This window comes from Lysinibacillus sp. COL-1 (assembly GCF_059814265.1).
Genome location: NZ_JCAWSJ010000004.1, coordinates 512868 through 533132 on the forward strand (window position 1 = coordinate 512868; position 20265 = coordinate 533132).

The 20265-nt window shown below is 37.9% G+C and carries 19 protein-coding genes and 1 other annotated feature; of the genes, 12 read left to right on the forward strand and 7 right to left on the reverse strand.

What is annotated here, in order from left to right; genetic code table 11:
• Nucleotides 1–351 precede the first annotated feature (351 nt).
• Nucleotides 352–1038, reverse strand: coding sequence for a Crp/Fnr family transcriptional regulator (locus tag AC6BKE_RS10720; protein ID WP_036126671.1), 687 nt, complete (start codon nt 1036–1038; stop codon nt 352–354).
• Between the two features lie 269 nt (nt 1039–1307).
• On the opposite strand from AC6BKE_RS10720, the gene AC6BKE_RS10725 reads away from it, so the two are divergent.
• Complete coding sequence (locus AC6BKE_RS10725; RefSeq protein WP_080717137.1) at nt 1308–3434, forward strand: ATP-dependent Clp protease ATP-binding subunit; 2127 nt, start codon at nt 1308–1310, stop codon at nt 3432–3434.
• 49 nt (nt 3435–3483) lie between these two features.
• On the opposite strand, the gene AC6BKE_RS10730 is transcribed toward AC6BKE_RS10725, so the two are convergent.
• Complete coding sequence (locus AC6BKE_RS10730; RefSeq protein WP_004227469.1) at nt 3484–3678, reverse strand: YjzD family protein; 195 nt, start codon at nt 3676–3678, stop codon at nt 3484–3486.
• Nucleotides 3679–4256: 578 nt separating this feature from the next.
• Between AC6BKE_RS10730 and AC6BKE_RS10735 the strand changes: the two genes are divergently transcribed.
• From AC6BKE_RS10735 to AC6BKE_RS10745, 3 genes are all read left to right on the forward strand, one after another.
• Nucleotides 4257–5195: a beta-ketoacyl-ACP synthase III gene (locus AC6BKE_RS10735; protein ID WP_089934871.1), complete on the forward strand. Its 939-nt coding sequence runs from the start codon at nt 4257–4259 to the stop codon at nt 5193–5195.
• A 30-nt stretch (nt 5196–5225) separates the two neighbouring features.
• Nucleotides 5226–6467, forward strand: a complete 1242-nt coding sequence (gene fabF / locus AC6BKE_RS10740) for a beta-ketoacyl-ACP synthase II (protein ID WP_141904777.1) — start codon at nt 5226–5228, stop codon at nt 6465–6467.
• A 105-nt stretch (nt 6468–6572) separates the two neighbouring features.
• Nucleotides 6573–6794, forward strand: coding sequence for a YuzI family membrane protein (locus tag AC6BKE_RS10745; protein WP_036126664.1), 222 nt, complete (start codon nt 6573–6575; stop codon nt 6792–6794).
• A gap of 1 nt (nt 6795) precedes the next feature.
• On the opposite strand, the gene trpS is transcribed toward AC6BKE_RS10745, so the two are convergent.
• Entirely contained in the window at nt 6796–7785 is a 990-nt protein-coding gene (trpS, locus tag AC6BKE_RS10750) for a tryptophan--tRNA ligase (protein WP_499856815.1), read from the reverse strand.
• A gap of 116 nt (nt 7786–7901) precedes the next feature.
• Nucleotides 7902–8124 (reverse strand) — a binding site (T-box leader).
• 491 nt (nt 8125–8615) lie between these two features.
• Here trpS and spxA point away from each other — a divergent pair.
• From spxA to pepF, 4 genes are all read left to right on the forward strand, one after another.
• A complete protein-coding gene (gene spxA, locus AC6BKE_RS10755; RefSeq protein WP_025116803.1) occupies nt 8616–9011 on the forward strand; it encodes a transcriptional regulator SpxA in 396 nt (131 codons plus the stop codon).
• A gap of 434 nt (nt 9012–9445) precedes the next feature.
• Nucleotides 9446–10114 (forward strand): adaptor protein MecA, encoded by a 669-nt coding sequence (gene mecA / locus AC6BKE_RS10760; protein ID WP_036126663.1) that lies wholly within the window; start codon nt 9446–9448, stop codon nt 10112–10114.
• A gap of 257 nt (nt 10115–10371) precedes the next feature.
• Entirely contained in the window at nt 10372–11493 is a 1122-nt protein-coding gene (locus AC6BKE_RS10765; protein ID WP_499856816.1) for a competence protein CoiA, read from the forward strand.
• Between the two features lie 51 nt (nt 11494–11544).
• The gene (gene pepF / locus AC6BKE_RS10770) at nt 11545–13362 is read left to right on the forward strand and encodes an oligoendopeptidase F (protein WP_058844598.1); all 1818 of its coding nucleotides are present in this window, start codon (nt 11545–11547) and stop codon (nt 13360–13362) included.
• Between the two features lie 856 nt (nt 13363–14218).
• On the opposite strand, the gene AC6BKE_RS10775 is transcribed toward pepF, so the two are convergent.
• The 4 genes from AC6BKE_RS10775 to AC6BKE_RS10790 all read right to left on the reverse strand — a co-directional run bounded on the left by AC6BKE_RS10775 (nt 14219) and on the right by AC6BKE_RS10790 (nt 17249).
• Nucleotides 14219–15031, reverse strand: coding sequence for a DsbA family protein (locus tag AC6BKE_RS10775; protein ID WP_036126658.1), 813 nt, complete (start codon nt 15029–15031; stop codon nt 14219–14221).
• On the reverse strand, nt 15024–15431 hold the full coding sequence (locus tag AC6BKE_RS10780) for a globin domain-containing protein (RefSeq protein WP_004227447.1): 408 nt from the start codon (nt 15429–15431) through the stop codon (nt 15024–15026). Before AC6BKE_RS10780 ends, AC6BKE_RS10775 begins: the two co-directional genes overlap by 8 nt.
• A gap of 419 nt (nt 15432–15850) precedes the next feature.
• Nucleotides 15851–16633 carry a lytic transglycosylase domain-containing protein gene (locus AC6BKE_RS10785; protein WP_036126656.1) on the reverse strand — a complete coding sequence of 261 codons (783 nt, stop codon included), beginning with the start codon at nt 16631–16633 and terminating at the stop codon, nt 15851–15853.
• 28 nt (nt 16634–16661) lie between these two features.
• A complete protein-coding gene (locus AC6BKE_RS10790) occupies nt 16662–17249 on the reverse strand; it encodes a CYTH domain-containing protein (RefSeq protein ID WP_036126653.1) in 588 nt (195 codons plus the stop codon).
• A gap of 126 nt (nt 17250–17375) precedes the next feature.
• Between AC6BKE_RS10790 and AC6BKE_RS10795 the strand changes: the two genes are divergently transcribed.
• The 4 genes from AC6BKE_RS10795 to AC6BKE_RS10810 are packed head-to-tail and all read left to right on the forward strand — an operon-like array spanning nt 17376 to nt 20176.
• The gene (locus tag AC6BKE_RS10795) at nt 17376–17759 is read left to right on the forward strand and encodes a UPF0738 family protein (protein ID WP_036126652.1); all 384 of its coding nucleotides are present in this window, start codon (nt 17376–17378) and stop codon (nt 17757–17759) included.
• A 56-nt stretch (nt 17760–17815) separates the two neighbouring features.
• On the forward strand, nt 17816–18487 hold the full coding sequence (yjbM, locus tag AC6BKE_RS10800) for a GTP diphosphokinase (protein ID WP_036126650.1): 672 nt from the start codon (nt 17816–17818) through the stop codon (nt 18485–18487).
• Nucleotides 18484–19278, forward strand: a complete 795-nt coding sequence (locus tag AC6BKE_RS10805; RefSeq protein WP_036126648.1) for an NAD kinase — start codon at nt 18484–18486, stop codon at nt 19276–19278. The genes yjbM and AC6BKE_RS10805 overlap by 4 nt, the downstream gene beginning before the upstream one ends.
• A 1-nt stretch (nt 19279) precedes the next feature.
• Nucleotides 19280–20176 (forward strand): RluA family pseudouridine synthase, encoded by an 897-nt coding sequence (locus AC6BKE_RS10810; protein ID WP_058844601.1) that lies wholly within the window; start codon nt 19280–19282, stop codon nt 20174–20176.
• The last annotated feature ends 89 nt before the right edge of the window (nt 20177–20265 follow it).

Below are 20265 nucleotides of genomic sequence, written 5' to 3' on the forward strand. Positions count from 1 at the left end.
GCTCCAATCACCCATGTGGTAAAAGGATAGACTCTTATTTTCAATGTGGAGAGGTGATGAGTGACAACACCATCCATAAAGAGTAATGAATACCTTCACTTTATTTGAAAACCTTGCTAAACAGAAACATTTTTATGGATTGGAGTGGAAGGCTACTTGACTCCCGTGGGATAGCGAGACAGGCGAGCCCCTGCACGGAGGAAGCGGCTCGGCGCTCGCCCACAGGAAAGCAAGTAGCCTGCAACGGAAATCCATTTTCACCCTTCACAAAAATGCTATGGATGGTTTTGTTTTTAAACACGATAAAATCCCTGCTATATTTTATAGGCAGGGATTTCGTTTGTAACGAAATTAATCGATACGGCATATTTGTAATGGACAATTTTCACAAGCAATTTCATTTTTTAAAAATTGTAAATCATGAATTGTAATAAAGCCTTTATCAAAAGTGATAATATCGTGTTTTTTTAAATCATTCAACATACGATTAATCATTTCACGACTTGTTGCACACAAATTCGCAATTTCCGTATTTGTTAGCTGGAAATCAATAAAAATTGAGCCATTTTCTAAAGGTTTACCATACGTATTGGAAAGCCGAATGAGCGTTGAAAATAAAGCACCTTTTTTACCATTTAACACTAAATCACGCAAACGACTTTGATGCTTTAAGTTTTCTGTTTGCAACCACTTTATATATTCCACCATAACAGTAGGCTGATCTTCTAGTAAATGCTCCAATGATTTACGACTTAACACATACATCGTAGAAGGCTCTAATACCTTTGCAGTCATGGAATTATAGACTAGGTTACAAAATAATGACCCCTCTCCAATTATACTGTCAGGACCACAAATACGAATAGTTAATTCCTTGCCAGTTTCGGTTTCTTGGCTTATCGAAATCACACCAGATTGGATGTAATAAATTTCTTTTGCCCGTTCACCCTCTAGAAAAATTTTATTTCCTTTATTCACTTTGATAAAAACACCATGCTTTTGAAATAGATCCTTCATTTTTTCAAACATATTATCCATTAAAACCATATCTCCAACACATCGCTTTCTTTTTGTAATAAACGGCAATTATTACAAAAGGATAGTGGATTTTTCGATACTAAAACATAGAAACATACCATTATTATAACGTAAATTTCCATAATCCGTGAAAAAATTTTAGTGCGATTTCTTTGCGAAGCAATGTCGATTGATGTAAAATAAAGTTAGTCAAAAAAGGTCAAACTTTTTAAAAGAACAAGAATGGGTATAACAATGATAAGAAACATGATGGTAAAGGAGTGCTAGCTATGCAATTTCAACAAACAGATAACAAAAAACCACTAGAGCAATTTGGACGAAATTTGATTGAAGAAGTTAAAAACGGCAAAATGGACCCAGTTATCGGGCGTGATGAGGAAATTCGAAATGTCATTCGTATTTTAACACGCAAAACGAAAAATAATCCTGTATTAATTGGTGAACCAGGAGTTGGTAAAACAGCGATTGTTGAGGGTTTAGCACAGCGTATTGTGAAAGGCGATGTGCCAGAGGGCTTGAAAGAATGTGTGTTATATGAGCTAGATATGAGTGCTTTAATCGCAGGGGCAAGCTATCGTGGCCAATTTGAAGAGCGCTTAAAAGGTGTGTTAAAAGAGGTGAAAGATTCAGAAGGACAAATCATTTTATTTATTGATGAAATTCATACCATCGTCGGCGCAGGCAAAACAGACGGTGCTATGGATGCAGGGAATATGCTCAAGCCTATGCTTGCACGCGGTGAACTACATTGTATTGGTGCTACAACACTAGATGAGTATCGTATGTACATTGAAAAAGATCCTGCTTTAGAGCGACGATTCCAGCAAGTTCTTGTACGTGAGCCTTCGATTGAGGATACGGTTTCCATTTTACGGGGCTTAAAAGAACGCTTTGAATTACATCATGCAGTACGAATTCATGACAGAGCAATTGTTGCGGCAGCAGAACTGTCCAACCGATATATTACAGAGCGATTTTTACCTGATAAGGCAATTGATTTAATTGATGAGGCTTGTGCGATGATTCGTACAGAAATTGATTCGATGCCACAGGAATTAGACGCAGTGACACGTCGCATTATGCAGCTTGAGATTGAAGAACAGGCATTACGTAAGGAAAAGGACGAGGCAAGTAAAAAACGTCTAGAGCAATTGCGTGAGGAATTAACAAAATTAAAAGAATCCTCAGAGGGCATGCGCCAACAATGGGAAGCAGAAAAAGAAATGTTACACGACATTCAGAAAAAACGGGAAACATTAGATAAATACCGTCGTGATTTAGATGAAGCAGAAAGTAAATATGATTTAAATAAAGCTGCGGAATTACGCCATGGCAAAATCCCAACATTAGAAAAGGAAATTCAGGAACTCGAAAAACAGTTAGAAAATGGGGCAGAATCCCGCATTTTACGTGAAGAAGTAACGGCAGATGAAATTGCTGCGATCGTTTCCCGCTGGACAGGAATTCCTGTAACAAAATTAGTAGAAGGAGAGCGTGAAAAACTTCTACGATTAAAGGATACATTACATGAAAGAGTAGTCGGTCAAGACACAGCAGTACAATTAGTAACAGAAGCTGTATGGCGTGCACGTGCAGGTATTAAAGATCCACATCGTCCGATTGGGAGCTTTTTATTCTTAGGTCCAACAGGTGTTGGTAAAACTGAGCTTGCTAAGGCACTTGCTGCGCAGTTATTTGATGCAGAAGATCACTTTATTCGAATTGATATGAGTGAATACATGGAGAAACATAGTGTGTCTCGTCTCGTTGGTGCTCCTCCAGGCTATGTAGGTTATGAGGAGGGCGGACAATTAACAGAGGCTGTACGCCGAAATCCATATTCCGTGGTCCTCCTAGATGAAATTGAAAAAGCACATCCAGATGTGGCGAATATTTTATTACAAATTTTAGATGATGGCCGCATTACAGATAGTCAGGGACGTATGGTGAATTTTACAAATACAGTGGTCATTCTAACATCCAATATTGGCTCTAGTTATTTAATGGAGGCAAAAGAAGGCGATAATGCTGTTGAAGACTTAGTCATGGCGGCCCTACGCCAACATTTTAAACCAGAATTATTAAACCGTATGGATGACATTATCTTTTTCCATGCTTTATCTACAAAGCATTTTACTGCGATTGCTTGGAAGTACGTAGAGCAACTGATTAAACGTGTGGCAGAACAGGAAATTACTTTATCTGTCGAGCAAGAGGTTATTGATTGGGTAGTACAGCAAGGAGCGGATGCTCAGTTTGGAGCGAGACCATTAAAACGCTTTGTACAACGACATATCGAAACAGCAGTAGCTAGAGAACTGCTTCGTGGTGAGGTTTTACCAGGAGAAACTTTGCATGTGAAAATGCGTGATGGTCAATGTGTTGTGGAAAAATAACAGAAAAAACCTGTTCGGCAATATGCTGAACAGGTTTTTTCTAGATAAATTAATGATGGTCTGCAGCTTCTGGTGTAGGGTCGTTTGGAATGATTGCTCCAATAATAAAGATTAGAATGGAGAATACAACAGAAACGATTGCCCCTGTTTTAAAATCAAATGGTACACCAAGTACAGAGCTGACTACGTAGTTTAACATAGAAACTAGTAGGAATGACCATATGAACGTTACGATATATTGCATTAATTTCACCTCAACCGAACTTTTTTCATTATAAGGTTTTACTCATATTCATTATCATATCATAACATAAATCGAAAAAAAATGAACCTTTTATGTGAAACATGGCGAATTTGTCACAACAAATACGAGGATCTGCAATTTATATTCAACGGTATATCGTAGCATTTGATTTGCAGAAGGTATGCAGATGTTTAATGATAGGAAGTTAGTGTGTGCTTTGTAATGAAGAAGAGTCAGGGGAATTTGTCTCGATTAGGGTTTTTGCTCGTAACGAGTGAAGAAGCGCTCTAATTATAGTAGGGACTTGGCTCAGAGCTAGTAGAAAGCGCCCCTAAGTAAGACACTCCGCTCATAAAAAGGTGAACAGTACTATGACGTAGAAGTTCACCCGCTTAAAAATGACGATAATGCCAAAACTCTCGCCTAACCTAATAAAGAGTCAGCTCTCACCAAAAATAAAATCTCCACCACGTCTAAAACACATTAATTTTAAATCATCTTGCGTCCTTCCTTTCGTATGCGTTATAATTATGACCAGTTACTAATAATTGATAGTAAGAAAGCTGAGGGGTTGCTATATGAACGCTGGTATTATAGGAATTGGCAAATATGTTCCTGAGAAGGTCGTTACAAATTTTGATTTGGAAAAAATAATGGATACTTCAGATGAATGGATTCGAACTCGAACAGGCATTGAAGAACGTCATTTTGCGGCAGAGGATCAGGAAACTTCAGATTTAGCAGTAGCAGCTGCTAAAGAAGCTATTGCAAAAGCGGGTATTACGCCAGAGGAAATTGGTTTAATACTTGTAGCAACTGTCACACAGGATCAAACTTTTCCAAGTGTAGCATGTATGGTTCAGGAACAAATCGGAGCAGTGAATGCGGCGGCGATGGATCAAGCAGCGGCATGTGCAGGATTTATATATAGCTTAGTGACAGCGAAGCACTTTGTAGAGGCAAATACTTATAAATATGTCTTAGTAGTAGGTGTAGAAAAGCTGTCGAAAGTCATTGATTGGAAGGATCGTAATACAGCTGTTTTATTCGGTGATGGTGCTAGTGCAGCCATTGTTGGGCCAGTATCTGAAGGCAGAGGTATTGTATCATTTGAACTTGGTGCAGATGGTACAGGCGGCAAAAACCTTTATTTAACACAGCAAGACACAATTACAATGAATGGCCGTGAAGTGTTTAAGTTTGCTGTACGTCAAATGGGTGAATCGGCTGTCAATGTGTTAGAGAAAGCAGGATTAACAAAAGAAGACGTAGATTTTTTAGTGCCGCATCAGGCAAATATACGAATTATGGAATCTGCTCGTGAGCGATTAGAGCTACCACCTGAAAAAATGTCAAAAACGATTCATAAATATGGAAATACTTCAGCAGCATCTATTGGTATTTCCTTGGTAGATGAGCTCGAAGCAGGTAAGATTAAAGAGGATGACTTATTAGTCCTCGTTGGTTTTGGTGGCGGCTTAACATGGGGTGCCGTAGCCATGAGATGGGGAAAATAAGAAGGAAAAATGCTTGAGGGGAGTAAGACAATGAGTAAACGACGAGTAGTAATTACAGGAATTGGCGCAGTGACACCACTAGGAAATAGCATCGAAGAAACATGGGCTAACATCAAGGCTGGTAAATCTGGCATTGGTGAGCTGACACGATTGAATAAAGAACTTTTTGCAGCAAAAATCGCAGCAGAAGTGAAGGATTTCGATATTGAAAAATATATTGATCGTAAAGAAGCACGTAAAATGGATCGTTTTACGCACTACGCGTTAGCCGCTTCCATTATGGCAATGGAAGATGCACAATTAACAATTGATGAAGAGTTAGCTCCACGTGCGGGTGTATGGATTGGCTCTGGTATCGGCGGTATGGAAACTTATGAGCAACAATTTTTAACATTCCAAGAGCGTGGCGCAAGACGTGTCAGCCCATTCTTCATTCCAATGATGATTCCTGATATGGCTTCAGGGCAAGTATCTATTCACGTTGGTGCAAAAGGTATTAACTCATGTTCTGTAACGGCGTGTGCTTCGGGAACAAACTCCATTGGTGATGCCTTTAAAGTAATTGAACGTGGGGATGCAGATGTGATGATTTCAGGTGGTGCTGAATCACCAATCGTTACAATGGCTGTGGCAGGCTTCTGTGCAAATACAGCTTTATCATTAAATCCAGACCCACAAGCAGCATGTCGTCCATTTGATAAAAACCGCGATGGTTTTATTATCGGAGAAGGCGCTGGTATAGTTATTCTAGAAGAGTATGAACATGCAAAAGCTCGTGGCGCTAAAATATATGCTGAAGTTTTAGGGTATGGTGCAACAGGTGATGCGCATCACATTACGGCTCCAGCTCCAGAGGGTGAGGGGGCAGCACGTGCAATGATGCAAGCATTGACAGATGGTGGAGTTGATCCATCACAAGTTGATTATATTAATGCACATGGTACTAGCACACCTTACAATGATTTATTTGAAACACAAGCTGTTAAAACTACTTTTGGTGATCATGCGTATAAGCTTGCTATGAGCTCTACAAAGTCTATGACGGGTCACTTATTAGGAGCAGCTGGTGGTGTGGAAGCGATTTTCACAGCATTAGCCTTAAAAGAAGGCATTTTACCTCCAACAATTAATTTAGTAGATCCAGATCCAGAATGTGATTTAGATTATGTTCCAAACGAAGCGAGAGAAGCAAACATTCAATATGCGATGAGTAATTCTCTTGGTTTTGGTGGTCACAACGCCAGTCTCCTATTCAAAAAATATGAAGCATAATATATAAACTTAAAAAACGTCAGCCAAATTTAAACGGCTGACGTCTTTTTTTATAGTTTTGTGAATAAATGATAAGTAAGAAGAAATAGAAAGGATGCCTCTACTGTGTTTCGTCTCTTTTTATTTTTAGTAAGCTATGGCTTAATGATTCTCTCTGTAGGGAATCTCATATTGTATTTAAATTACCGAACATTAGGTTATTCCTGGAAGGTTGTTTTCAAATTTATTTTTCAAACAACGGAATTTTATATGGCGGTAGGAGCCTGCATTATCATTTGCGCTGTTGTGCTTGATTTAGGCTTTGATCGCTCCACAGACAAGCCATAAATTAGCGACGTGTGCGGCCGAGACCCATTGCATCTTCCATGCGTTTTAATGTAGCACTGGCAATCGCATTCGCCTTTTCAGCACCTTCATCTAAGATGACATCTAATTCAGAGGATTCTACTAAATGATAGAATTTTTCTTGAATTGGTGTTAGATGTTCGATAACAGCTGTTGCAACACCTTGCTTGAATCCACCATAACCAATTCCCTCATATTTTTTGACTAAATCTTCAATGGCTATACTAGAAATAGCCGATTCGATTGTCAATAAATTCGAGACACCTGGTTTATTTTCTACATCAAATGCAACAATACCATCAGAATCCGTAACCGCTGATTTAATTTTTTTCTCAATGTCCTTCGCAGTATCTAGCAAACGGATTGTCGCTTTCGTATTAGGGTCAGATTTACTCATTTTCTTTGTTGGCTCTTGTAAGGATTTAATACGAGCGCCTGCTTTTGGTAATTGAATTTCTGGAATTGTTAAAACGTCACCAAAGCGTTTATTAAAACGTTCTGCAAGGTCACGAGTTAGCTCGATATGCTGCTTCTGATCATCGCCGACAGGGACAATGTTTGTGTTGTAAAGTAGAATGTCTGCAGCCATTAACGGTGGATATGTTAAAAGAGCAGCAGAAACGCTTTCTTTACCATGTGATTTATCTTTAAATTGTGTCATACGTTCTAGCTCCCCGATAGACGTAACACATTGTAACATCCATCCTGCCTGAGCATGCGCTGGCACCTCTGATTGAATGAATAACGTAGATTTTTTAGGGTCGATGCCAGTAGCAATATAGGTAGCTGCCAGCTTACGAATGCTTTCACGTAATTCTTTAGGATCTTGGGCAACCGTGATCGCATGCTGATCAACGATACAATAAATAGCATTTCCTTCGTCTTGTAGTGCAGGGAATTGCTTGAATGCTCCTAAATAGTTCCCTAAAGTAACGATTCCTGTAGGCTGTACGCCTGAAAAAATAGTTGTCATTAAAAGTTCCTCCTCGAATTCAAATTCCGTGACGGTTGTCAGTGGCGTTTTGCTCACTTTTTCACCTCACGATAAAGACAAAAAAACATCATGCGTCCTCATTAGATTTTTTCTAATGAAGGGACGAATGATGTTTTGAATCCGCGGTACCACCCAGCTTGCCTAAAAGGCCACTCAGCTTCGTAACGTGAAGGGACGAGCTTTGCTAATAGCTTCTAATAGCGTTCACAAAGCTAACTCGGAAGTCCATTCCATATGCCTCCACGATCTGTTTGCAGCAACCACAGACTCTCTAAACGTGAAATGAACATATGTACTACTCTTCGTCAGCGTTTTTCTCAATTTAAATTATTCAAATTGATTTGTTTGCAAAGAATTATATTATAAAGATTCCATTGTGTAAAGTCAGACTTTTGACGGTGGTTTTTTTCGAGAAAAAATTATATGCTTTTTTTGTTGTGTAATTTTGTTATAAATATAAAATTTTTTATTAAAATTGTGTTTAGGTGTACACGTCAAATTGACAATTTTCTCGTTTATTCTTTTTAAATGAGAACAACTAAGATACATGCTTGGATGTTTAAAATGCACTGAAAGTGGGAATGTTAGTAGTAGCACATAAGTATAGAAGGAAATACGCTTTATTAAAAGCTGTATAAAGAGACAGAATAATTTGTGACGGGTTGAGTCTTTTTTTATTGGAACTATATTCAAATACAGCTGAGTACTGTATAATGGTACTGTGTATTTTACTTTACATTAATTCTAATTTAACACTTTGGTTCTGGTTTATAGATAATGATTACAAAATGAAAGGATGTGTCAGAATGATCGTAACCCTATTTACATCACCAAGTTGTACCTCTTGTCGTAAAGCGAAAGCTTGGTTAGAGGAGCACGAAATTCCATATACAGAACGTAATATATTTTCTGAGCCACTAAGTATTAGTGAAATTAAAAAAATTTTACGTATGACAGAAGACGGGACAGATGAAATCATTTCTACTCGTTCAAAAATATTTCAAAAATTAAATGTGGATGTTGAAAGTTTACCACTACAACGTTTATATGAATTAATTCAGGAGTATCCTGGTTTATTACGCCGACCAATTATTTTGGACGAAAAACGTCTACAAGTCGGCTATAATGAAGATGAAATTCGTCGCTTCCTACCTCGAAAAGTTCGAGCATATCAGCTTCAAGAAGCGCAACGAATGGTGAATTAAACCTACTCATTTTGAATAATATATATTGTAGATGTTACAAATGTGGAATGCATGTTGTGACATCTATTTTTTTATGTTTTACTTATGTAAAACCTTCTATATGAAGTATAATAATTGATAGGGAAAAGTCATATATTTCCGTAAAAGTATGTTAAACTTGATTTAAGTTAAATAGTTTACTACAATTTCAATAATTCAAATATCTTCTGTGAAACGGTGTATATCCTTTTCATTTTATGACAGAACAGCATACAATAGAGTTAGAGACAACTGTGAACAAAAAAAATCATGTTTGCGGTTCCTCGATGGTTTTACTGAGTGTGGTCAAAGGTTGAAAAACAAATGCAGTATGAAGGTTAAAAACAAAGAATAAAAGCATACTAATGAAACAAAACTGTTTTTCAGCATATGACAGTGAAGGGAGATGAGGTCTAGTGGACATCGAACGTGTAAATGAAAATACACTCAAGCTCTTTATTACGTATAATGATATAGAGGATCGCGGCTATAGTCGTGAAGAAATTTGGTACAATCGAGCAAAGGGTGAGCAACTTTTTTGGGATATGATTGATGAAGTAAACACGGAGGATTACTTTGATGTAGAGGGTCCGATTTGGATTCACATCAATGCATCTGAAGTAGGCTTAGAAATCATTGTCACACGTGCACATATTTTAAAAGACGGTGAAACATTAGATGGTCATTCGAGTTTTGATGAACACAAAGAAATGTTTGCACCATTCGATGAAGTTGGAGAAGATCTTCTTAGCCAGCTAACTCAACTTGGTGACATGGATGAGTCAGAGTTATTTATGGATACAGACATTTATGTTTATAAATTTAAAGATATTGATGAGTTAATCCCTGTCGCAAAACGAATGACAGACGAATTAGTGGATTCCTCATTATTCAAATATGAAGATTGGTACTATTTAGTTGTTGATTTCGGGAACGCAGATGAGGATTTAAATCGTCATGATCGAAATGCGGTCATCAAGGAATTTTTAACACCATCCAATTTAACCATTCACCGTCTAGAGGAGTACGGTGAAAAGATTATGGAATTTAATTGCTTTGAAACAGTTCGAAAATACTTTGCATAAGCATTAAAATACCTCATTTTTTAGACTGTAGTAAAACTCGTAAATTTATTGAGTTTTGCTACAGTCCTTTTTTTGCATTCATATTTAAGCTATCATCGGTTAATTGACCAGCGTTGTACAGGCCTCTCTGCTCATGCTGTGAAATCTGCTGAATGAAGATATATGAGACGGCATTTTTTAAATTTCAAGAAATAATTGCTTAATTTTTGTGAGGGCAAACCAACTCCATTATAGTTGACTAAAAAGGAGTTGATTAAATGCTGGTAGCTTATAACAACAAACAGCAGCTATTTCTCCCATATCAATATACGAGGAAAGCTTTACAACGATATAGGCGACAAATGAAATTTTTTTGTCCTCAATGTCTAGAACCAGTTCAATTGAAAGTAGGTCAACATAATATTCCCCATTTTTCACACTTCGCCAAAAAGCATTGTCCACAATTGTTCGCTGAAGGTGAATCTAAACTTCATCTCCAAGGTAAAATGCAATTATTTGAATGGCTCACAAAGCATGGATATCAAGTGGAGCTAGAGCCATTTTTAAAGCAGCTTGCTCAACGCCCGGATTTGCTCATTACAATAAATGATCGTCACTATGCAATTGAATTTCAATGTAGCACAATCTCCCATGAAAAATGGCAACAACGTACAGCTGGCTACGAAAAAAACGATATACAAGTAATTTGGCTTTTTCAAACGCCTCAAAGCAAAGATGCAATCAACGGCATCAGCAAAATTACCATTTCCCCATTGCTGCAAAAATCGTTTATGACAAATACATCAGGTGTACCTTATTTAATGACGTATAACGCTAGGACGGCCCATTTTACTTATTGGACGAATCTTCTTCATGTACATGGGCATACTTTCATAGGTAAAGTTCAGACAATACCAGTCAATCAACAACACTTTCCTTTTTATATACCGAAGCAAATTACTCAAGAAGAATTTCAACAGTATTGGCAACTTTATAAACAAGCATGTAGGCAATTTGTATCTGCGCGTCTTTTATATAGTAAAAAGGGGGCGCAAGATTTATTTTTACGAAATTGCTATGAATTAAACTTTGCGTTAACTGCTATGCCTTCCTACATTGGAATCCCAGTGAAGGGTGGAGCAGCCATCTCCTTGTTTACTAGTGAATGGCAAACGATGCTGTTGCATTTTAGTAAACAATTAGGTCGACAGCCCTTTATGTTAACGAAGCAGGAGATTCACCATTTTTTAAGTAAGCATCAACTAGAAGTGACAACACAGGCGGTAAGTGCTGTCCTGTATTATGGACAGCTCTTGAAGCATATGACTCAAGAAGAGCAGTCGCTAGATATTTGTGAGCATGTATATGTACATTTATTTGCAATTGCCACAATATATTGAGAAAATATGAGAGTAAAAGGAAAAAAGCACATATAAAGGGGGCTGGCATACATGGCTAGTAACAGTAATCAGATTTTGGTTAGAAATGAAGTACCCGCAGAATTAACATGGCGCTTAGAGGATATCTTTGCAACAGATAAAGCTTGGGAAGAGGAATTGAAGGAAGTTGCAGAGCTTGCTAAACAAGCACCGAGCTATGCAGGTACTTTAAATAATGGGGCAGAGGCATTATTAACAGCTTTACAATATCATGATCATCTATATGAGCGTGCGATGAAGCTCTACACATATGCCCATATGCGCTATGATCAAGATACAACAAATAGCTTTTATCAAGATATGAACAGTCGCATTCAAACATTGGCAACTAGTATCTCAGCTGGTCTTTCATATTTAACACCAGAGATTTTAGCATTAAGTGAAGAAACAATTGAAGGCTACTTAGCAGAAAATCAAGACCTACAATTATATAAGCAATCTTTAAAAGAAATTACAATGGCACGTCCACATGTATTACCAGCTGAGCAGGAGGCATTGCTAGCGCAAATGTCTGAGGTAACGGGTACAGCTTCTAATACATTCAGTATGTTAAACAATGCGGACATGGTTTTCCCTTATGTGAAAAATGAAGAGGGAGAGGAAGTACAACTTACACATGGTAACTATATTAAGTTTTTAGAGAGCAAAGATCGCTCAGTGCGTGAAGGTGCATTTAAAGCTATGTACGAAGCATATGGCAAGTTTAAAAATACGTTCTCGGCAACGCTAACGGGTAATGTGAAGAAGCATAATGTGAGTGCTCGTATTCGTCATTATGATTCTGCACGCCATGCAGCCATGTCTAATAATTTCATTCCGGAAAATGTGTATGATCAATTAGTTGAAACAATTCATAAGTATTTACCAGCTATGCAGCGTTATATTTCGTTACGTAAGCAATTATTAGGTGTAGACGAATTGCATATGTGGGATTTATTTGCACCACTTGTTAAAGAAGTGGAAATGAAAGTCACTTATGATGAAGCGAAAGATATTTTAGTGAAAGCACTAGCTCCATTAGGCGAAGAATATCAAAGCATCGTCCAAAGTGGATTGGATAACCGTTGGGTTGATGTATTAGAGAATAAAGGGAAACGTAGTGGAGCCTACTCATCAGGCGCGTATGGTACGAATCCGTATATTTTAATGAATTGGCAAGACAATGTGAATAATCTATTTACATTAGCGCATGAATTTGGCCATAGTGTTCACAGCTATTATTCACGTAACAATCAGCCATTCGTTTATGGAGATTATTCTATTTTTGTCGCAGAGGTTGCTTCAACATGTAATGAAGAGTTATTAAATGACTATTTACTAAAAACAATTGATGACCCTCAACAAAAAATTTACTTATTAAATCATTGGTTAGATGGTTTCAGAAGTACGGTATTCAGACAAACAATGTTTGCAGAGTTTGAACATCTTATTCATCAAATGGATAAGAACGGTGAGTCATTAACAGCTGATCGTTTAACTGAGGTTTATTATGAACTAAACAAAAAATACTTCGGCGATGATATGATTGTAGATGAGGAAATTGGCTTAGAATGGGCTCGTATTCCACACTTCTACTATAATTACTATGTTTATCAATATGCGACTGGTAAATCAGCCGCTACAGCATTGAGTAAACAAATTTTAGAGGAGGGGGCACCAGCTGTAGAACGTTATATTAATAACTTCTTAAAAGCTGGATGCTCTGATTTCCCAATAGAAGTATTAAAGGCAGCAGGTGTTGATATGAACGTTGCTAAGCCGATTGAAGATGCATGTAAAGTATTTGAAGAGCGTTTAAATGAGTTAGAAAAATTATTGTTGAATAACTAATTAAAAGGGCGGTGGGAATATTCCTACTGCTCCTTTTTATATATTGTCCATGTTATTTCAAATGAAAGAATAATGATTTTTTTTGATTTCTAAATAGTTTAAAAGTGTGCATCTTGGAAAAATACTGTTTGTAATCGCTTTCTATTTGACAAATTTGTGAATCTAGTATTGGTTGCATTGCTAAATATATTATTCCATGATAGAGTAATTCTTGTGAAATAAATCACAAAACAAACATACACCCCTTTGTTTGAACGTGAACATTTCTCCCATCCCCTTTGTGAAAAAGAAGCGTCTCTATCGGTCGAGGATAGAGGCGCTTCTTTGTATTTTGCTTTATCTAACAAAATATCCATAGAATTTATGTGAAAGGTGAAAATGGATTACCGTTGCAGGCTACTTGCTTTTCTGTGGGCGAGCGCAAAGCCGCTTCCGCCTCGCTATCCCAAGGTAGTCAAGCCTTCCACTTCAACCGATAAAAATATTTCTCTTTAGCAATGGTTTTTAAATAAAGGGAAGGTGTTCACTACTCATTTTATGGAGGAGCGGTACGCATCATTTCTCCACATTGAAAATAAGAGCCTATCCTTCCTCTAATTATGCTCGTATGAAAGATAAGGAAAAGACACTTTTGCCACATGGTGATTGGAGTGGAGCCAGCGTCACTCCTAGGGGATTAGCATCACAACTGATACCTTGGGACGAACGCAGTGGGTGAAGTGACTCGGACGCTGGCGGAACGGAAATCTATCCCAGGCTTTGTGAAAAGGTGTATTATTGCTATTGACATGACCTTTTTTCAACAACATGAAAAGGACTCCATCATGAAAGATTGGAGTCCCTGTCGTTTCTTGTATTATTTAAGACGCCATAACGTAGCGTGAGTTGTCTGGATTCGTTCGATTTTTTGTTGTAGCATGCGTTTCTTTAATTCACGCTCTGCTGCTTGCTCTGTAAATGAATAGATAAAAGCTATTTCATTTGTAGAAAGTGTATGGAATTTAGAAAATAAGTCCTCTATTGATGGTAATGGCTGACGGACAAGCTGTTCGTTCAGCATTTCTTGTAAAATATGTTCATAAACTTCATAGGAATAGCTACCGCTGACTTTTAGTCCTTCATCTTCAATACATTCATTGAAAAACACGATACTAGGGACTTCGTCAACTTCCATTTCACGTTTAATATATAAATCGCATTGGAAAGCTCGTGCTGCTTCCTTTGAGCCAAAGTCGACAGTGAATTCATTCATGTCTAGTTGAACATCCTCTGCAATTTTTAAAAGCGTTGCATAGGAGTTTACATCTTGGTGGTTTAGTAATACATATTCTTGTAGTTTCGACAAATAGCGTGCACCTGCACGTTTTCCCTGTAGTTCGGCTGCTTTAATAGCAATTGAAGGTAAGACAGGGTGATTAATATCAAGTTCGACTCCCGAGATACAACCTTTGACACGTTTACTTAAGCAATTTAAAGAAGTAAGCTCTGTGCTTAAAACAAAGCGCCACGTGAAATAGTGGTTGTATTCAAGCTGTAATTTACGAAGAGTTGCTTGCATACTGAAAGCTTCAGGGCAAAGTGGATCTACGAAAATATACAATTCAATAGGCTTGTTGGCAGTAGAAATCGTCGGCGTTGGCTCTTGCAGCAACATTTGAATATTATTCACGTAACAATTCCCCCTCATCGTCATTTGGCGTATTAACCATGTGATGAGCTGTTAATACTAAACGTTGATAATAAGTTTCACGGAACTTCCCTTCCAAACCTACCTCATCCATTGCTTCTGACATACACTCTAGCCAAGCTTGAGCACGGTCAGGTGTAATCGGAAAATTCATGTGACGTGCACGCATCATTGGATGTCCATGTTCCTCAGTAAAGAGATTTGGTCCACCTAAATACTGTGTTTGAAATTGAATTTGCTTACGGGCTGTCTCTGTTAAATCCTTTGGAAAGATTGGAATAAGATCAGGATGCTGAGCCACTCTTTTATAGAACGCGTGAATGAGTTCTGACAGTTTTTCAGCTCCCAGCTCCTCATAAGGAACAGTGTATTTTCGACTCATAGGTTATATGCTCCTTTAATTCTTCTTTATATCTTAAAGTATCATTTTATCGCATTCAGCAAGTGTTCAAACGACTGCTGAATCTAGAACACCGTCAAAAAGCGCTACGCCTGTGGCAATGAAAGTGTTGCCACAGAGCCCTCCGGCAGTTGTCGCAGGACGTGACTTTCTTAGGTTAACTTCTACTTTTCTGCTCGGAAAAATCTAGACACATCGTTAGCGGCAATTAAGCCGAAGCGTTATTGATATACTTGTCATCCTCAAAATGTGAATTTCTTGTGACTACCTTCATTCTATCAACGTCTTTTCGTTAACACAAACAAAGAGCTCTTTCGAATTGTTGTTCGCTAAAATAGCACAAATTTCACCACAATGGGTGAAATTTGTTGGAAAAAGTATGGATAAAAGGAAAGATGCGATTACACTGTGTAGTAATTCATCACTTTTTTGACATAATTCTGTGTTTCTTTGAAAGGAGGAATCCCTCCATATTTCGTAACGCGAGACGCGCCAGCATTGTAGGCTGCTAAAGCTAGTGTAGGGTCATTATTAAATTTATCTAGCATTTGACGCAAATATTTTGCCCCAGCCATAATGTTTTGCTCTGGGTCAAAAGCGTTTGTCACGCCTAAATATTGTGCTGTTGTGGGCATTAATTGCATTAAGCCCTGCGCTCCTGCATGACTCACTACAGTTGGATTAAAATTAGATTCTTGCTTGATGACAGCCGCAATAAGCTTTTCGGGTACCTGATAAGTAGCGGCAGCTTTTTCGATAATAGCGGCATATTGATTGGCTCCTGTTAGTGAATTGGCGTACGCTGTAGAGCCTATAACATCATCTGAAACATAAGAATCAAGCTTTGTGCCAGTATAGTTGTTTGCTAAAGCTTGTTTGACAGATTCAGGGATAAACACAGCATTAGAGCCTTGATAAAGCAATGATTCGAGTGAGCTGCCTTCTGAATTATTGGCTAACATTGTCAGCTGATTGACGAAATCTGAATGATTTGCTGTTCCAGAAGCAAATAAGCTAGACAATTTGGCATTGCTTGCTGTCGATGCTTCTCCTAATAATTCATTAATCATGTCAGAAAAAATAGAATTATTGTCTGTCAGATTGTTTGTTGATGCATTTTCGGTAGCTCCAAGTGTTTGCAATGCTTGAATTTCTAGTAAAGATTTTAGTGATTGAATATCCAAGGAGTCAGTCACCTTCCTTTTTATACTATTATGAATTTTGTGCTTGTAGAGCTTTCATAAAGCGGGCTATTTTTTTATCTGTAGCCTGTTTTTTAATTCCGTATTGCTGTAAAAATTCGTCGAAAATTGTATTTCCTTTTATTGCATCTTTTGCTTCATATTCTACCTCATAATCGTCGCACTGCAAATAGTAAGAATGGTCAAAAACAAGAAGCCCCTCTTTATAAGGAATTTCGACACGATCTGTAGTGAGTGAGCCAAATACTTGTAATTGTTCTAAAGGAATACTGTGGCTGGCTAATTTTTTTGCTACTTCTTGAGCAAAAAAGCCTTTACCATCAAGCATTTGCTGTGCCTGTACTGCAGTTAATTCATCTGTTGTTTCAAGATGAGCATGCTCGGTATTTTTCTCTTTGAGTGTACATTCGTAATAATCACCAATTTGTCTAATTCGCAGCCCGCTTTGCAGTTGACGAATGGCCTGTGTAGGCGTGTCAAAATAATGATTTACTTGTCGATGAATAGCATTTTGGCTAATGTGGAAGTCTTGTAACAATTGCTCGTATTGTTGTTTTGTTAATAGATTTTTAAACTCAATTTCAATTTCTTGTGTCATTTATATTCACCTATTTAATTTTTTATTTTTCATTCGTTGTTTCGCTTGATTTAGTATTTACACACTGCAACTATTTACCCTGTGTGATAAAATAAGAGGAAGAGTACAACGAAAAGGGGAACCGCAGTGCGTAAAATTTATACAATAGAAACATCGAATTTTGAACAAGATCAACTTCATTTTAGTTTAAACGACAATGAAGTAAATTTACAGTTAAAACCTGCTGGACAACTCATTGCAGATTCAGATGAGTTTGCATTTATTTATTTACTTGATGCAGGCGAAGACTATCATTACTTGCGTTTTCCACCGAGTAGTTGGGAGAATCTTGTACATATTTTACAAAAAAAGAAAGATCCAATACTACGAATAGGTGAAGAAGAGATTGAGCTGACAAATTTCTACGATGAATTGGAAATGCTCGTGTATAATATTGAAGGAAATTACAATTACGGGGCAGAATTTGTCCAAACCGTGGAACAACACTTTCAGGCAATTCTTGCTGAATAGAAAGACAAAACGAACAGACGGTGGTGTTCGATACCGAATGTCGGGAGGTTTTTACAATGGGACAATGGGAAATATTTTTAAGTCCTTATAAACAAGCAGTAGACGAGTTAAAAGTAAAATTAAAAGGCATGCGTTCTCAATTTGGTATTGTTAATGCCAATTCACCAATTGAATTTGTAACAGGACGTGTTAAGCCTTTAGCAAGTATATATGATAAAACATTAGAAAAAGGATTAGCTTTTGAGCCCTCTAAACAACTTGGTGATGAACTTGGTGATATCGCCGGGCTTCGGATTATGTGTCAATTTGTTGATGATATCGCAACGGTAACAGAGCTTATTCGTCAGCGTAAAGATATGCGTGTAGTGGAAGAACGCGATTATATTACACATAATAAGCCAAGTGGTTACCGCTCCTACCATATGATCGTGGAATATCCTGTTGAAACGATTCAAGGAAAAAAAGTAGTGTTAGCCGAAATCCAAATTCGAACACTAGCCATGAATTTCTGGGCATCTATTGAGCACTCTTTAAATTATAAATATAAGGGCATGTTCCCAGAGGAAATTAAAAATCGTTTACAAAGTGCAGCAGAGGCAGCATTTCGATTGGATGAGGAAATGTCATTGATTCGTAGTGAAATTCAAGAGGCACAGGCCTACTTTAGCGAATACAAAGAAGCATCGAATCCTAATTTACTAACAGAGAAGGAGCGTGACGCCCAATGAAATTTTCGATTCAATCACGTAGAGATGCACAATCTAACGAGCTAATGGAGCTAGCTAAAACTTATTTACAGGATTTTGGCTTAACTTATGATGAGGAAACACCAGAAATCGTTGTTTCTATTGGAGGAGACGGCACGCTTTTGCATGCCTTTCATCGATATTCTCATTTGTTAGACCAAGTAGCATTCGTTGGTATTCATACGGGGCATTTAGGGTTTTATGCGGATTGGAAGCCATCTGAATTAGAAAAATTAGTTTTATCCATTGCTAAAAAAGACTTTAATGTTGTGGAGTATCCACTTTTAGAAGTAAAAGTAGAGCATCACAATGCCGATTCGAATACGTACCTAGCGTTAAATGAAGCAACAATCAAATCGCCAGATGTAACACTTGTTATGGATGTCGAGCTGAACGGCAATCAATTTGAGCGTTTCCGTGGAGATGGTCTATGTGTATCAACGCCTTCTGGTAGTACGGCTTATAATAAAGCACTTGGTGGGGCAATTATCCATCCTACATTAGCGGCACTACAAGTCACTGAAATTGCATCCATTAATAATCGTGTTTTCAGAACAGTAGGATCACCATTAATATTACCAGCACACCATCATTGTGTGTTACGTCCGGTAAATGAACAGAACTTTAATATGACCGTTGATCACTTGCAAATTACACAAGGTGATGTCAAGGCTATTGCATTTAATGTAGCAAATGAAAAAGTACGTTTTGCCCGTTTCCGACCATTCCCATTTTGGGAGCGCGTGCATGAATCTTTCGTCGCTAATGAATAATATGGATACAAGGTTTACATTGCACTTTGTGGCTGATAAAGAGGGGCAATTATTACGAGAAGCCCTTCAGGAATGGCGTATATCCAAGAAAGCCTTAACCGCCATTAAGTTTGATGGTGGCTTATTAACAGTCAATGGTGTCGAACGTAATGTGAGACATGTCCTTCAAGAGGGTGACTGTGTGGGAGTGACATTTCCTCCTGAGGAAAGAAGTGACGGTCTTGCTATTGAGCATGGTGATTTAACCATCGTATTTGAGGATGATGCAATCTTAGTGCTTGATAAACCAGCTCACCAGAGTACAATTCCCTCAAGAGAGCATCCAACCAAAAGCATTGCAAATTTAGTTTGTGGCTATTTTGAGCAACAAGGATTAGCTTCCACAGCCCACATAGTCACAAGGTTAGATCGAGATACATCAGGCTTACTCTGTATTGCCAAGCATGCGCACATTCATCATTTAACAGGGCTTGCTCAGCGTAGTAGAAACATTTCAAGGCAATATGAGGCGATTGTGCATGGCCATGTCGAACAAAATTTTCAATCCATTGTGGCTCCTATAGGGCGTAAAGTGACGAGTATTATTGAAAGAGAAGTACGAGAAGATGGGCAATATGCACATACAGATGTAACCGTGCTAAAGCGGTTTTTACTTGATGCTGAACCAGTGACATATGTACGATTGCAATTGCATACAGGACGTACACATCAAATTCGCGTACACATGGCGTACCTTGGGCATCCACTTGTTGGGGATGACCTTTATGGTGGAAGCCGTCATTTGATTGATCGACAAGCACTACACTGTGTCTCCTTAAGTATGGAGCATCCACTGACTGGTAGGCCATTACACTTTACAAGTATGTTAAATGAAGACATGCAGAGATTATTGAAGTAGTCTTTGACTGATAGAAAGGAGATGTTCGCACAAACGGGCATCTCCTTATCATTTTTGATGTAATAACAGTGTATAGGAAGTATCTTTAC

What these genes read in the sequence shown, in the direction of transcription:
- AC6BKE_RS10720 (WP_036126671.1), bottom strand. Translation starts at nt 1,038, where the DNA reads ATGGATAATATGTTTGAAAAAATGAAGGATCTATTTCAAAAGCATGGT.
- AC6BKE_RS10725 (WP_080717137.1), top strand. Translation starts at nt 1,308, where the DNA reads ATGCAATTTCAACAAACAGATAACAAAAAACCACTAGAGCAATTTGGA.
- AC6BKE_RS10730 (WP_004227469.1), bottom strand. Translation starts at nt 3,678, where the DNA reads ATGCAATATATCGTAACGTTCATATGGTCATTCCTACTAGTTTCTATG.
- AC6BKE_RS10735 (WP_089934871.1), top strand. Translation starts at nt 4,257, where the DNA reads ATGAACGCTGGTATTATAGGAATTGGCAAATATGTTCCTGAGAAGGTC.
- fabF (WP_141904777.1), top strand. Translation starts at nt 5,226, where the DNA reads ATGAGTAAACGACGAGTAGTAATTACAGGAATTGGCGCAGTGACACCA.
- trpS (WP_499856815.1), bottom strand. Translation starts at nt 7,785, where the DNA reads ATGACAACTATTTTTTCAGGCGTACAGCCTACAGGAATCGTTACTTTA.
- AC6BKE_RS10765 (WP_499856816.1), top strand. Translation starts at nt 10,372, where the DNA reads ATGCTGGTAGCTTATAACAACAAACAGCAGCTATTTCTCCCATATCAA.
- pepF (WP_058844598.1), top strand. Translation starts at nt 11,545, where the DNA reads ATGGCTAGTAACAGTAATCAGATTTTGGTTAGAAATGAAGTACCCGCA.
- AC6BKE_RS10780 (WP_004227447.1), bottom strand. Translation starts at nt 15,431, where the DNA reads ATGAGTCGAAAATACACTGTTCCTTATGAGGAGCTGGGAGCTGAAAAA.
- AC6BKE_RS10790 (WP_036126653.1), bottom strand. Translation starts at nt 17,249, where the DNA reads ATGACACAAGAAATTGAAATTGAGTTTAAAAATCTATTAACAAAACAA.
- yjbM (WP_036126650.1), top strand. Translation starts at nt 17,816, where the DNA reads ATGGGACAATGGGAAATATTTTTAAGTCCTTATAAACAAGCAGTAGAC.
- AC6BKE_RS10805 (WP_036126648.1), top strand. Translation starts at nt 18,484, where the DNA reads ATGAAATTTTCGATTCAATCACGTAGAGATGCACAATCTAACGAGCTA.
- AC6BKE_RS10810 (WP_058844601.1), top strand. Translation starts at nt 19,280, where the DNA reads ATGGATACAAGGTTTACATTGCACTTTGTGGCTGATAAAGAGGGGCAA.